Below are 13978 nucleotides of genomic sequence, written 5' to 3'. Positions count from 1 at the left end.
GGATGAAGGAACAACCATTATCGACGCGATAAGGTACGTCGCTCTGGACGCGTTATCAACCCTGATTGAGACTGGTTCTCAACTCTGCGGGAGCCTGTGATCGGGCGTCACCCATGGCTGCACACGCCGCCGCGCCGCCGTACGTTGCGCCCATGAAAGCGGCATACTTCGAACGACATGGAGGACCGGACGTCGTTCAGGTCGGCGAGCTGCCCGACCCGACAGCCGGTCCGGGTGAAGTGCTGATCAGAGTCCGGGCGGCGGGCCTGAATCACCTCGATCTGTGGGTGCGGCGAGGGCTCCCGGGACTCCGCCTGCAGATGCCCCACATCGGCGGCTCGGACATGGCCGGCGAGATCGTGGCGCTGGGTGATGAGGTCACGGGGTGGGCCGCCGGAGATCGGGTGGCCGTGAACCCGGGGTGCTGGTGTGCCCGCGACGACTGCGAATGGTGCGTCCGGGGAGAGCATCCCCTCTGCCCCGCCTACCGCGTCCTGGGCGAACACCTGCCCGGCGGCTTCGCCGAATGGGTGGCGGTACCGGAGCGCAGCCTCGTGCGCTTGCCGGACGGTTTCCCGTTCGCCACCGCGGCCGTGGCACCGCTCGTCTACCAAACGGCGTGGCGCGGGCTCCTGTCGCGAGGACGGCTGGCAGCGGGTGAAACGGTCCTCATCACCGGCGCATCGGGTGGGGTCTCCACCGCCGCCATCCAGATCGCGAAGCACCACGGTGCGCGTGTGTTCGCGGTCACGAGCGGACCGGGGAACGTGCGTCGCGTGGAAGCGCTGGGGGCGGATCTCGTGATCGACCGCCTGGAGGAGGACTTTTCGCGCCGGGTCTGGGCGGAGACAGGGAAGCGCGGCGTGGATCTCGTTCTCGACAGCGTGGGCGAGGTGACGTGGGAGGGTTGTGTACGCGCTCTCGCGAGGGGCGGACGGATGGTGGTCTACGGCGCCACGACCGGCCCACGCGGCGTGCTGCACATCGCCCGCCTCTTCTGGACCCAGACCTCGGTCCTCGGCACGACGATGGCTACGCAGTCGGAGTTTGACGCGGCGATGGCGCTGGTGCTCGATGGCACGCTGGAGCCCATCATCGACGACGTGTGGCCGCTGGACCGGGCGCGCGAGGCGCATGAGCACCTCGAGGCCGGCGGAGTCTTCGGCAAGCTCGTCCTCACGCCGTGAGCCCGCCGGGAGACCGGCCCCGGTGACGGCTCGACCGCGCGAGGAGCACCTTCGGAGCCTCACGGAGACCGCCTTCGATCTCCTCGTCGTGGGCGGCGGGATTTCCGGCGTCGCCGTGGCGCGCGACGCGGCGCGGCGCGGCTTCCGGACCGCGCTCGTTGAAGCCGTGGACTTCGCGTGGGGGACGAGCAGCCGTTCGTCCCGCCTCGTGCACGGCGGCCTGCGCTACCTGGAGCATCTCGAGTTCGATCTCGTGTTCGAGGCGAGCCAGGAGCGGCGGACCCTCCTCCGAATCGCACGCCACCTCGTTCGGCCGCTGGAGTTCCACTTCCCGATCTTCCGGGAAGGCCGGATCGGCAAGCGCAAGCTCGACGCGGGCATGTGGCTGTACGACGCGCTGTCGTTGTTCCGGAACATCGAGCGGCACCAGATGCTCGATGCCGGGGCCATGCTCGAACGCGAGCCGGCCCTGCGCGCCGGTGGGTTGCTGGGCGGGGCGCGCTACTTCGACGCGCAGGTCGACGACGCGAGACTCGTCATCGCGACGATGCAGGCCGCCCTCGAAGCGGGTGCGACGGTCGCTAACCGGGCCGAGATCGTACGCATCGATGCCTCGGACTGGCCGGGTCACCGGGCGACGGTGCGGGATGTCGAGAGCGGCAGGGAACTGGAGGTCGACACGCTGGCGATCGTGAACGCCACCGGCGCGTGGGCCGAGCAGCTTCTCGGCCGGATCGGCGCGGCGCCCGGCGGCGCCCGGGACGGGAGGGGTCCGGGTGCCGGAGTCCGGATCCGCCCCTCCCGCGGGACCCACATCCACGTACCGCGCGAGCGGGTCGGCCACGCGGGCGCGCTCATCTTCGAGGCGCCGCAGGACGGCCGCGTGATGTTCGTCCTCCCCTGGCGCGAGGATCTCACGATCATCGGGACCACGGACGAGTTCTTTGACGGCGAACCGCATGAAGTCGCGGCCACGCCCGAAGACATCGCGTATCTGCTCGAGGCGACGAACCACCTGCTACCGGCGTCGAAGCTCGGGCCGGACGATGTCATCAGCGCGTGGGCGGGCCTGCGGCCGCTCGTCGCGCCCTCCGGCGCTGCCGACGACGAGGACGCCGTCTCCCGGGAGTTCGAGATCCACGAGGGACCGCGCGGCGTGTTCACACTGAGTGGAGGAAAGCTGACGTCGCACCGGCGCATGGCCGAGGAGACCGTGGATCGCGTGCAGGCCTTCCTCGCGCCGGCGGGCGTGAAGGCGGTCCGGAAGGCGGATACGGACCGGGTTCCGCTTCCCGGCGCCGAGTTCCGTGACCCCGCGGCCCTGCGCGACCGGATTCTCGACCGCGCCGCACGACACGGGCTTCAGACCGCCACGGTCGACCGGCTGATGCGGGCGTACGGGACCCGGGCCCACCGGGTGCTCGACCTGGTGCAGCGCGACGAACGGCTGGGCGAGCGCGTCCTCGCGGAGAAGCCGCACATCCTGGCCGAAGCGGTGTACTCGGTACGGGACGAGATGGCGGCGCACGTCGAGGACATCCTGTATCGGCGGACACGGATCGGTCTCGAAACGCGGCAGGGGACACCGACCGCCGCCGCCCGCGTGGCGGCCGTGATGGCGCCGGAACTCGGCTGGACTCGCGAACGGAGAGCGGAGGAAGTGGAGCGGGCCATCGCCTTCAGGTCGACCGATGATGCCGCGATTCGCGCTCTCGCGGCGCGCGCGCCAGCGGGGCCGTGAGCGGGCGGGAGGCGGTGCTGCTCCTGCTGGGCCTCACGGCGAGCGGGCTCACCGCGTGCGGACCTCGTGGCGACGCCCCCGAGGCCGCGCGTCCGGGAAGGGATGGGGATCCGATACCCGGGGATTCCGTGCCCCCCACCGGCGGCCCGTCCCCTCCCCCCTCGGCGGAAGTCGCAGCCCCGGGCGGGTTGCTGCCCGGCGAGGGGTCGCCCCGTATCCATCAACTCCTCCTCGTCAATTCACTGGACGTTTCCGCCTTCGTATTCGTCGCCGCCGGAGCCGGAAGCGTCCCACTCGATACGGTCCCACCCCGCGATTCCGTCCGCGTGGACATCCGCGTGCGCGCGGATATGGTCCGATTCGAGGCGCGGGATTCGGGCGGAATCCTCCTCGAAGACGGAGATCTCGCCCTGCAGCGTGGAAGCCTCAACCGCTGGCTGATCGCCCCAGGCTCGCCGGGCGGTGTCACTGCCGCACGGCCGGATTCGTTATTTTGATGGGAGACGCTATATTTCGAGTTACAATCCGTGCTCGGCTTCGGCGTGCCGTGTGGTGAGGGGAAGAAAGCAGGGAGGGAAACGCCATGAAGACGGTGAGAATCGTGTTGGCGCTCGTCGCGAGTATCGCGATGATCGTGATCGGCCAGCGCCATCAGGCGGGCCGAAAGGGCTTGCGGACACAGAAGGCCGACACTCAGGGATTCGATCGCGAGAACGAGACCCTGTTCATCTAGCGGCCTCACCGGCTCTTCCGGAGCGGAAAGCCCGGCGGACGCGACCTGCGTCGGAGGGCATTGCGGGACGATCCTTCGGGAGGCCCCGATGAGAACCGGGAAGATCGATACCGGCACGCGCCCCGGGCGCCGCGCCGCCCCCGCCATTGTCGTACTGTTCGCGGCGGCGTTCCCCGCCTGTTCGGGCGAAACCATGGGACCGGACTTGTCGCTCGCGACCTGTACCCTGCCGCTGGAGAGCCTTACCGACGGCGGCAGCGACCGTTCGAGCATCCCCGCCCTCGACAACCCCGAAGTCGCCAGGCGACTCATCGCGCCCGAGGTGGGTTACGTCAGTCGCAGCGACCAGGTGATCGCACTCCACTTCAACGGCCAGCCGCTGGCGATTCCCCTCAAGCTCCTCTGGTATCACGAGGTGCTCAACTTCAGCGTGCCGGGCGAACGGCTCACGATCACCTACTCGCCGCTCACCGGATCGGTCGGCGTCTTCAACCCCGAACCGAGCGGGGCATCCGATTTCCGGGTGTCGATCTACGTCCTCGACAACAACCTCGTGATGGAAGACAGGTCGGGTACGTTCTATCCGCAGCTCGCCCCATCGGCGACCTGCGGGCCGCGGGACGGGACTCGCCTGACGCGCGTGCCGTATGAGTTGATGACGTACGGGACGTGGCTCCTGATCTACCTGGACACGTGGATCGTTTCGCGAAACACCGGGCACGACTTCCTGTACACGCTCTACCCGTACGGAAACTACCGGACCCCGAGCAACGCCTGGCTCCCCTATCCGACCGCGGCTCCGATCGACCGACGCCGGCTGCCGAAGGAAACCGTGATCGGCGTGCCGGCCGGCAGTGGCGGCATCGCGTTTCCGCTCGCCGACCTGCGGGCAGCCGCCGTCAACGACCAACCCGGGTCGGCGGGAACCTCGGTGTGGGCGGCCAGCGGCATGGCTGGCGGAGAACCCGTGGTCGCGTTCTGGAACACGCAGGCCCGGAGCGCGCGGGTCTACCGGGCCCGGGCCGCCGGCCGCACGCTCACCTTCGAGGTCATGGAGGGTCGGCGGCAGGATGTGGAGACCGGGAGCATCTGGAACTTCAATGGGCGGGCTGTCACCGGCCCCCTGGAGGGTGAGAGGCTCGAGCCGCATCCCGACGCGTATCACGCGTTCTGGTTCGCGTGGGCCGCGTTCCAGCCCGACACCGATGTGTGGCGCGCGGCCCCGAGTTTCGACGCGGCGGCCGGGGCGGTCGTCGTTTCGCCCCCCCGTTCTCTAGATCCGGACCTGGTCCGCCAGCCGCGGTGAGCTAACCGCCGACGGCGGGCGCCGCGTACTTCTCCAGCCAGGCGAACTCGAACTCGTCGCTCCGGGTCAGATAGGCGCTGTCCTCCCCGAATGCGACGAGGTTCCGGTCCTCCGGCAGTTCCACCTCGGCGATCCTCTGACCCCGGGCGTCGAACACATCGAACAGCGCCGGCGCTCCCGCCGCCACATGACGCCGCACCCAGGCGCGGCCTCCGGGGTCCGTGAGGACGCCGTTCGGGGCGAAGGCCGGCTTGACCGGGGGCCACTCGAAATCGCGCGGGCTCGCATCGCCGGCTCCCGAGGGGGCCCGGCTCATGGACATGCGAGGCGCGCCGCCATCGGACTCCACTTCGACTCGCAAGCCGCCCCCGAGGGAGGCGAGCCACTCATCCTGATCGGCACCTCGAATCCGCACCGGCTCGTGGGGCACCGCGCCGCCGGTCGTCGTCGTTCCGTCCGGGGCGTTCCATTCCAGGCGGTACTCGTCGGCGCGGGCGATCGCGACGCGGCCGTCCCAAGCGACGCTCCATGCGTCCTCCGCGGAGAACGGCACCGGCCGGATGCTGACGTTCCTGTTGTTCGCGTCCCCGGACTCCCGGCGCTCCTGCTCGCCCAGCCTGATCCGCCCGACCTCCGCCGTCTCCCCGCTCGCCGGGTCGAAACGCATGATGGCCGCCGAGTCGGACTCGGACATCATGCCGCCGAGGCGTTCCTCGTAGTAGATACGCCCGTCCCGATCCGTCGCCTCGGCGATCATCATCGTCATCCCCGCCCCGAGGCCGCCCCGCGCGATCGGCCACGTCTCCCCGAAGCCGAGATCGGCCTCGATGCGCGTGAGGCGCGCGTTGCCGAGGTCGATGAGCAGCGTGCCGCCGTCAGGCAGGGGGAAGAGTCCGTCGGGTAGACGATACTCTTCCGGCCCCTGTCCGACGTTCATCAGCGTGTCCGCGCCCGCTCCGGGTCGCCACACGATCAGGGCCTCGCCGAAGCCGTCGGCGATCAGGACACGGCCATCCGGGAGTTCCCTCACGCCGCGCATGGAGCCGAGGCCATCCTCGTAGGCGGCGACCGGCTCCCCCAGGGACGCTCGCGGCACCTCCTGCAGTCCGGCGACCGGGCCCGCCCACGCGGCCATCGTCGCGAGAGCCCCAACCGATAGCGTCAACATGGTCCGGCGCATGAAATCCCTCTCCGATCTCACCAGTTCTCTTCAGGTTCGTCCCAGGTCTGGGCCCAGAACTCGTCTTCCTCGGCCTTCGCCAACTCCAGGTCGACAGGCTCCACATCCTCGGCGTCCACACGGCCGAGCGTTTCAATGCGGCGCACGACCTCGTCGGTGACCCCGGCGCGGGTCTGCTCGCGCAGCCGCCTCCGGACCTCCCATCCCGCTACCGCCACGAGGACCGCCAGGGCCAGGAAGAGATATCCCGTCATGGCGCCGGGCGGACCCCATGGTCGCACGATTCGCGCACTGCCACTCCCTCCCGCCGGCGATGGATGTCGCGGGCCGCATCGTGCGGCCACAGACCGGAACGGACAAGATGCGCCCGTCGCGTGCCACAGGGCACGCGCGCGGTCGGCGCTATGCTAGCGGGTCACAGGCCCAGCCAGTGCTCGAACTTGATGAGGAATCCACAGGCCCCGCCGTCAGCGTGGCACGCCGCGGTCGAGGTGGTGTCCCCACCCGCCAGGTTCGGGGGATGGGACGCGCCGGGCCATCCAAACGTTGTAATCCCGCACGCGACTTCCCGCGGCAACGGGGGGGCCGCCGGGAAGAGCCGTCACATGCCGCTACGCGCCACCGGCCTCGAGCCGGGCGATCTCGGCCTCGGCCGAGACGTAGCCGAAGCCGGCCCACCCCGAACCCTGGAGGATGCGGCGGTACATCTCCTCCGCCTGCGCCTCGCGGCCGTTGTAGAGGTGCCAGGTCGCCACCCCGTACGCGATCGCCACGCCCGACGGGTCCTCGCTGGCCGGATCCCAGAGGTCGTCCGCGGTGAGTTCTCCCTTGTACATGAGGAGGAGCCGGTGGTAGCTCGTGTTCTCGATCACATCGAGATCCGCCGTCACCGGCTCGAGCACCGCCGCGGCTTCCGCGTCCCGCCCCAGGCGGCGGAGGGCCATGTACCACCAGTGCGAGATCGCCACCAGCTGGTCGGCGTTCGTGGTGACGGCCATGTAGGCCTCGTACGAATCCAGCGCCGCCTCGAAATCGCCCTTCAGGTAGAGGGCCAGCGCGAGGTGGTAGTGGATGTTCGACTGCAGCGTGCTCGTCGGGATCCCGCGCTCGTTGGGCTGGCCGTCCGGCTCGACCTCGTCCGGCACACCCCGGACCAGATCGGCGGCGTGCGAGAGGTCCTCGATCGCGCGGTCGAACTCGCGCACGCTGATCCAGCGGTGCCCGCGGTGGCGGTACATGCGCGGGTCGTCCGGGTGCTTCTCGATCCCCTCCGAGAAGATCTCGATCGCCTCGCGATAGGAGCCCATGTACGCCACGCGTCGGCCCAGCCAGATGATCGCGTCGGCGTCGTCCGGATTCGCCTCGTAGTCCGCCCGCGCCTGCCGGACGTCACGCGCCTGCCGGGCCGCGACGTCGGCGGGGGCCAGGTTCGGATAGAGCGGCTCGCCCAGTAGCGAAAACGCCTCGGCGCCCTCGGGAAGTGCGCCCGGCGCCCCGTCGCCCTCCGCCCCTCCGCCACACCCGGCCGCACCGAGGATGAGGGCGAGAGTGCCGAACGCGACCGCTCCGCGCCACGCATGACTCCAGCTTCGACTATGTTCCATGTTGTTCCTCCCGAACGACATCCCCGATGTCGCGACCTCCGGGACCGGTTCCGGGGTACGACGGGATAGTCGAACTCTGATCAAAAACATTGAACGGCGATCGTCGCTCGACCATGGTCGGCCCCGAAGCCGCCGCCTGCGCCGGCGCACGCCGGGCCCCCGAAAAGAGAATCTCATGAGTGAACAATACGAAGTCCGCGGCACGAACCTCGTCAGGAAGATCAAGGAGATCCTCCGCGAGGGAAACGTCCGCCGTCTGACGATCCGGAACGAAGAAGGCAAGGAGTTGATCGAGGTCCCTCTGGCGCTCGGCGTCGTGGGGACGCTGCTGCTTCCCGCCTGGGCGGCGATCGGCGCGATCGCGGCGCTGGTCACGAACTGCACGATCGTCGTCGAGCGGCAGACGGACGACGAGGACCAGGAGCACGGCGGAGACGGCGGGGACGACACCGGCGAACCCCGGGGCTCCGCTACCAGCGGATAAGCGCGCTCCCCCACGTAAAGCCGGACCCGAACGCGGTCAGGCAGAGCAGGTCTCCGCGGCGTAGCCGCCCCTCCTCCGCGCACTCGTGGAGCGCGATCGGCAGGCTCGCCGCGGTCGTGTTCCCGTAGCGCTGGATGTTGTTGTAGACGCGGTCGTCGGAGAGACCCAGCGCCCGCTGGACCATCTGACAGATCCGCAGGTTGGCCTGGTGGGCGATCACCATGTCGACCTCGTCGATCGACAGCCCCTCGGCGTCCAGCGCCTCGCGCACCGACTCCGGCATCCGGGCCACCGCCTGGCGGAAGACCTCCCGCCCGTCCATGGAGGGGCAGGTGAGACCCGCGTCGATGTGCTCGTGCGAGATCAGGGGATCGTACTTCGAGGCGGGCGCCTCCACCCAGAGCTTCTCGGCGAACCGCCCGTCGGCGTGGATGTGCACCGACAGGATGCCCCGCTCCGGGGCCGACCCGTTGCCGTCTCCGCGTCCCCCCTCCGCTGGACCGACCGGCCTGAGAATCACCGCCCCCGCCCCGTCACCGAACAGGACGGCCGTGTCGCGCCCGAAGTCGTTCCTGTGCAGTCCCGTGGAGTGGACCTCGGTGCCGACGAGGAGGATGCGCTCGTACCGCCCCGTCCGGATCCATGCGTCCGCGATCGAGAGCCCGTACAGGAACCCCGTGCACTGATTGCGGACGTCGAGACAGGGGATGTCCCGGATCCCGAGCTTGCGCTGCAGGAAGACGCCGGTGCCGGGGAAGAAGTGGTCGGGCGACAGCGTGGCCACGATCAGGCAGTCGAGATCCTCCGCCTTCATCCCGGCTCGCTCCAGCGCCATCGCCGCGGCCGCGGCTCCCAGATCGGAGCCGGCCTCCCCTTCCTCCACCCAGCGTCGCTCCTCGATCCCCGACCGCTGGCGGATCCACTCATCCGACGTGTCCATGATGGACGCGAGATCGTCGTTGGTGACCACGCGATCCGGGACCCGGAAGCCGGTCGAGAGAATCTGTGTCGTGCGCATCGGGTGCCTCCGTCGTCCGCCATGGTCCGCGGGTGGCGTGGACGCCGCCGATCGCATTGATTTGGGCGGCGACCGCCCCGCCCCTCACCCGAAGGAAGGGATCTCCCAATGTCCGTTCCCGACCCGATCCGGCGCCACTGCGCGCCGCTGGTCCCCGCCCTGGCGGTCGTGCTCTCCGCCTGCGCGGCCGGCGGCGGCGGATTCACGATCGACTACGAGAAGTACGAGCTTCCCAACGGGCTGGACGTGGTGCTGCACGTCGACCGCTCCGACCCGGTGGTCGCCGTGGCGATGACCTTCCACGTCGGGTCGTCGCGCGAGGTGCCCGGCAAGACCGGCTTCGCGCACCTGTTCGAGCACCTCTTCTTCCTCGACTCCGAGAACCTCGGCCCCGGCGGCCTCGACCGCCTCATGACCCGGGTGGGCAGCTCGACGAACGGGTCGACGAGCCGCGACCGCACGAACTACTTCGAGGTGGTGCCGAGCGATGCCCTCGAGAAGGCGCTGTGGGCGGAGGCCGACAAGCTCGGCTTCTTCATCAACACGGTGACCGAAGACGTCGTCGCGAAGGAGAAGCAGGTCGTCAAGAACGAGAAGCGACAGGGTGTGGACAACCGCCCGTACGGCCACGCGAGCTTCGTCATCGACCAGGCCACGTATCCTGAAGGGCACCCGTACCGCTGGCAGGTCATCGGGTCGCTCGATGACCTCGACGGCGCCACGCTCGCCGACACGAAGGACTTCCACGAGAAGTGGTACGGACCGAACAACGCGACGCTCGTCGTGGCCGGCGACATCGACGTCGCGCAGGCACGGGAGTGGATCGAGCGGTACTTCGGCGAGATCCCGTCCCGTCCGATGCCCGACCGCCCGACGCCGCTTGACGTGTCGCTGGACGCCTCGACGCGCCTCTTCCACGAGGACAATTTCGCCCAGTTGCCCCAGCTCGCGCTCTCGTGGCCGACGGTCCCGCTGTATCACCCGGATTCGTACCCGCTGACCCTCCTCGGCACCCTCCTCACGGACGGAAAGACGGCCCCCTTCTACGAGGTGATCGTGGAGGAGGAAAAGCTCGCGCCCTCGGCGAGCATGTTCGCCTTCCACCAGGAACTGGCGGGCCAGATGCGGCTCACGATCCGGGCCTTCCGGGACACCGAGCTCGACGAGGTGCAGGGGGCCGTCGAGCGGGCCTTCGCCCGGTTCGAGGAGGAGGGGATCTCCGCCGCCGACCTGGAGCGGGTCAAGGCCGGATACGAGACCTCCTTCTACCGCGGCCTGTCGAGCGTCCTGGGCAAGGCCTTTCAGCTCGCGCAGTACAACATCTTCGCCGGCGATCCCGGCTACGTCGCGGACGACATCGAGCGGATCCTCGACGTGACGGAAGCGGACGTCCTCCGCGTCTACGAGACCTATGTGGCGCGTCGTCCTTCCGTGGCGACCAGCTTCGTCCCCCGCGGCCAGCCGGAACTCGCGCTCGAGGGCTCGCTGCTCGCAACGGTGGTGGAAGAGCCCATCGTGCGGGGCGCCGAGGCGCCCGTCGCCATCGACGACCGTGGCGACATCCCGCGCACGCCCTCGCGAATCGACCGTTCGGTCGAGCCGGAGTTCGGCCCGCCGCCCAGCCTCTCGGCCCCGGCCGTGTGGACCGCGACGCTGGCGAACGGCGTTTCCGCCAGGGGCATCGAGGACCGGGAGACGCCGCTCGTGCAATTCGAACTTCGGCTCGATGGCGGCCTCCTGCTCGAGGACCCCGACCGTATCGGGGCGGCGAACCTGCTCGCCGAGATCATGACCGAGGGAACCGCGAACCGGACGCCGGAGGAACTGGAGCAGGCCATCGACGCGCTGGGCGCCTCGATCTCGGTCACCTCGGGCCGGGAGACCTTCACCATCCGGGGCTCGACCCTGAGCCGGAACTTCCCCGAGACGATGGCCCTGGTCGAGGAAATCCTGCTCGAACCCCGCTTCGATGCCGAGGCGTTCGAACTCGCGCGGGACCGGGTCCGCAACCAGCTCCGCCAGGCGTCGTCGTCGCCGACCGCGATCGCGGGCGACGTGATGACGCGGCTCCTCTATGGCGACCACATCCTGGGCAGTAACGCCCGCGGCACGGTCGACGGGGTCGGTGCCCTCGGCCTCGACGACGTGCGGGCCTACTACGAGCGCGTCCTGACGCCGGCCCGGGCCGCGGCGCACGTCGCCGGTGCGGCGACTCCGGACGAAGTGACCACGGCGCTGGAGGGGATCGGCACGCGCTGGAGCGGCGCTGCCCCGGAGCTTCCCTCCGCGCCCGCTGCCCGGGCCGCGGTGCCCGGCCTCTACTTCGTCGATGTGCCGAACGCCAGCCAGTCCGTCCTGCAGGTGGGGTATCTCGCGCTCTCCGAGACCGATCCCGACTTCTGGCCCGCTCAGGTGACGAACTTCCGGCTGGGCGGCGGGGGCTTCGCCTCGGACCTCACCCAGATCCTGCGCGAGGGGAAGGGTTACACCTACGGTGTCGGCTCCGGATTCCGGGGCACGGCGCTCCCGGGCCCGTTCCTCATCTCGTCTTCCGTGCGCTCGAATGTGACCTACGAGTCGCTGGAGATCATCCGCGATCTCCTGGACGGCTACGGCCCCGGGTTCGACGAGGAAGATCTCGCGGCCACGCGGAGCTTCCTCCTCAAGACGAACGCCCGTGCGTTCGAGACGCTGGGGAACAAGCTCGGGATCCTGGCGGACATGAGCGCCTACGGTTTCCCGGCGGACTACCTGCTTCGCCGGGAGACCGTCGTCCGGGAGATGACGGTCGAACGCATCCGGGAGCTGGCCGCGGAGTACTTCGACCGCGGGCGGTTCATCTGGCTCGTGGTGGGCGACGCGAGAACCCAGCTGGAGCGCCTCTCGGCGCTGGGGCTCGGCGACCCGGTCCTCCTGGACCGCTCGGCCGGACCTGTTGCCCCCCCGGCCGCGGGCGGCAAGCGCCTCTCTCCGGCCGGAGGGCAGGGCGAAGATGAGCGATGATCGTCGGGCGCCCGGACGGGTTCGCCGCTCCGCGGTCGCGGCGCTGCGCGGGGGACTCCTGATGGTCCCCGCGGGGTGTGCCCCGGACCCCGAAGCGCCGGCCGACGCCTTGCAGGGCATCGATGACGCCGGGCTGAGGGAGCACATCGCGGTCCTCGCCTCGGACGAGTTCGAGGGGCGCGCGCCGGTCTCGCGGGGCGAGGAACTCACGATCGCCTATCTGGCCGAGGCGTTTGGGGCCGCCGGGCTCGAGCCCGGCAACGACGGGGAGTGGCTGCAGCCGGTCCCCCTCGTGTCGCTCACGGCCGATCCCGGGATGCGGCTCGCGATCTCGGGCGACGACCGCGAGGAGACGCTCGAGTACGGGACCGAGATGATGGCCTGGACGAAGCGCGTCATCGACCGCAGCGGCCTCGCGGACTCCGAACTGGTCTTCGTCGGGTACGGCATCGTCGCCCCGGAGTATGGGTGGGACGACTACGCCGGGGTGGACGTGACCGGGAAGACCGTCGTCATGCTCGTGAACGATCCGGGCTACGCGACGGGCGACCCCGCCCTCTTCAACGGCCGCGCGATGACGTACTACGGCCGGTGGACGTACAAGTTCGAGGAGGCCGGGCGGCAGGGCGCGGCGGGCGCCCTCATCATCCATGAGACGGATGCGGCGGGATACCCCTGGGAGGTCGTGGCCAGCAGCTGGTCCGGCCCCCAGTTCGGTCTCGTCGCGGAGGATGCGAACCTCTCCCGTCCGGCGGTCGAGGGCTGGCTGACGCTCGATGCCGCCTCCGCGCTGTTCGAACGCGCGGGTGTCGACCTCGCGCCGCTGAGCGTGCGGGCTGTCCGCGAGGACTTCCAGGCGGCGTCGCTGGGGCTCACAGTCAGCCTCGAGATCCGCAACACGATCGAGCGCTCGACCTCGCACAACGTCGTCGGCCGCCTCGCCGGCTCCGAACGTCCCGAGGAAGCCGTCGTCTACATGGCCCATTGGGACCATCTGGGGAAGGACGAGACGCTCGACGGAGACGAGATCTACAATGGCGCGCTCGACAACGCGACGGGCGTGGCGGGCCTCATCGAGATCGCCGCGGCCTTCGGCGGCCTCGAGCGGCCGCCGGCCCGCACCGTCCTCTTCCTCGCCGTAACCGCCGAGGAACAGGGCCTCCTCGGCTCGGATCACTACGGAGAATACCCCGTCCATCCCCTGGACCGGACCGTGGCCGCGATCAACATGGATGGGCTCAACACGGTGGGGCCGATGAACGACATCACGGTCGTCGGTCTCGGCAACTCCGATCTGGACGACTACCTTGAAGCGGTCGTCTCGGCGGCGGGCCGCCTGATACGCGCGGATCCGGAGCCGGAAAAAGGGTTTTTCTACCGCTCCGATCACTTCAACTTCGCGAAGCGGGGCGTGCCGGCCCTGTACACCGACTCCGGGATAGATCACGTGGAGCGGGGCGAGACGTACGGCCGGCGGATGCGTGAGGCTTACACGGCCGAGCGGTATCACAAGCCGACGGACGAGTACGACCCGTCCTGGAATCTGGACGGCGCCGTGGACGACCTGAGGTTGTTGTTCGAGGTGGGCTACCGGCTGGCCCAGGGCGCCGAGTGGCCCAACTGGCGCGAGGGGAACGAGTTTCGCGCCGCGCGTGACCAAATGATGGAACGAGCGGGCGGGGGCGACTGACCTTGGCCCCGAGATCAACGCACAGGAGGATT

12 protein-coding genes are annotated in these 13978 nt (G+C 69.6%); 8 read left to right on the top strand and 4 right to left on the bottom strand.

Translation table 11 applies throughout. The features are described from left to right. The first annotated feature begins 152 nt into the window (after window positions 1-152). The 5 genes from ACOOHF_RS05530 (at window position 153) to ACOOHF_RS05510 (ending at window position 4967) form a co-directional block, all read left to right on the top strand. Complete coding sequence (locus ACOOHF_RS05530; RefSeq protein ID WP_419934025.1) at window positions 153-1187, top strand: alcohol dehydrogenase catalytic domain-containing protein; 1035 nt, start codon at window positions 153-155, stop codon at window positions 1185-1187. Window positions 1188-1209: 22 nt separating this feature from the next. Further along, window positions 1210-2928, top strand: coding sequence for a glycerol-3-phosphate dehydrogenase (gene glpD / locus ACOOHF_RS05525; RefSeq protein WP_420463713.1), 1719 nt, complete (start codon window positions 1210-1212; stop codon window positions 2926-2928). After that, entirely contained in the window at window positions 2925-3425 is a 501-nt protein-coding gene (locus tag ACOOHF_RS05520) for a hypothetical protein (RefSeq protein WP_420463712.1), read from the top strand. The genes glpD and ACOOHF_RS05520 overlap by 4 nt, the downstream gene beginning before the upstream one ends. Before the next feature lie 86 nt (window positions 3426-3511). Then, entirely contained in the window at window positions 3512-3661 is a 150-nt protein-coding gene (locus tag ACOOHF_RS05515; RefSeq protein WP_419934022.1) for a hypothetical protein, read from the top strand. Window positions 3662-3749: 88 nt separating this feature from the next. After that, window positions 3750-4967, top strand: coding sequence for a DUF3179 domain-containing (seleno)protein (locus ACOOHF_RS05510; protein ID WP_420463711.1), 1218 nt, complete (start codon window positions 3750-3752; stop codon window positions 4965-4967). 1 nt (window position 4968) lies between these two features. Here the strand turns inward: ACOOHF_RS05510 and ACOOHF_RS05505 are convergent, their stop codons facing one another. The 3 genes from ACOOHF_RS05505 to ACOOHF_RS05495 form a co-directional block, all read right to left on the bottom strand. Further along, window positions 4969-6147: a hypothetical protein gene (locus ACOOHF_RS05505; protein WP_420463710.1), complete on the bottom strand. Its 1179-nt coding sequence runs from the start codon at window positions 6145-6147 to the stop codon at window positions 4969-4971. 17 nt (window positions 6148-6164) lie between these two features. Beyond that, the gene (locus ACOOHF_RS05500) at window positions 6165-6428 is read right to left on the bottom strand and encodes a hypothetical protein (RefSeq protein WP_419934019.1); all 264 of its coding nucleotides are present in this window, start codon (window positions 6426-6428) and stop codon (window positions 6165-6167) included. A 330-nt stretch (window positions 6429-6758) separates the two neighbouring features. Next, complete coding sequence (locus ACOOHF_RS05495; RefSeq protein WP_420463709.1) at window positions 6759-7751, bottom strand: tetratricopeptide repeat protein; 993 nt, start codon at window positions 7749-7751, stop codon at window positions 6759-6761. A 175-nt stretch (window positions 7752-7926) separates the two neighbouring features. Between ACOOHF_RS05495 and ACOOHF_RS05490 the strand changes: the two genes are divergently transcribed. Beyond that, window positions 7927-8235, top strand: coding sequence for a DUF4342 domain-containing protein (locus ACOOHF_RS05490; protein WP_420463708.1), 309 nt, complete (start codon window positions 7927-7929; stop codon window positions 8233-8235). Here the strand turns inward: ACOOHF_RS05490 and ACOOHF_RS05485 are convergent. Further along, on the bottom strand, window positions 8222-9253 hold the full coding sequence (locus tag ACOOHF_RS05485; RefSeq protein ID WP_420463707.1) for a 3-oxoacyl-ACP synthase III family protein: 1032 nt from the start codon (window positions 9251-9253) through the stop codon (window positions 8222-8224). The two genes, ACOOHF_RS05490 and ACOOHF_RS05485, sit on opposite strands and share 14 nt — an antisense overlap. A 108-nt stretch (window positions 9254-9361) precedes the next feature. Here ACOOHF_RS05485 and ACOOHF_RS05480 point away from each other — a divergent pair, with 108 nt between their 5' ends. Both ACOOHF_RS05480 and ACOOHF_RS05475 read left to right on the top strand, forming a co-directional pair. Continuing rightward, window positions 9362-12256 carry a M16 family metallopeptidase gene (locus ACOOHF_RS05480; protein ID WP_420463706.1) on the top strand — a complete coding sequence of 965 codons (2895 nt, stop codon included), beginning with the start codon at window positions 9362-9364 and terminating at the stop codon, window positions 12254-12256. A 61-nt stretch (window positions 12257-12317) separates the two neighbouring features. After that, window positions 12318-13946 (top strand): M28 family metallopeptidase, encoded by a 1629-nt coding sequence (locus ACOOHF_RS05475; RefSeq protein ID WP_420464338.1) that lies wholly within the window; start codon window positions 12318-12320, stop codon window positions 13944-13946. Window positions 13947-13978: the final 32 nt, after the last annotated feature.

This window comes from Candidatus Palauibacter sp. (assembly GCF_965216145.1).
In the GTDB taxonomy this organism is placed as follows: Bacteria; Gemmatimonadota; Gemmatimonadetes; order Palauibacterales; family Palauibacteraceae; genus Palauibacter.
The sequence above is the reverse complement of the archived record's forward strand: the minus strand, read 5'-3'. Positions and strand labels throughout refer to the sequence as shown.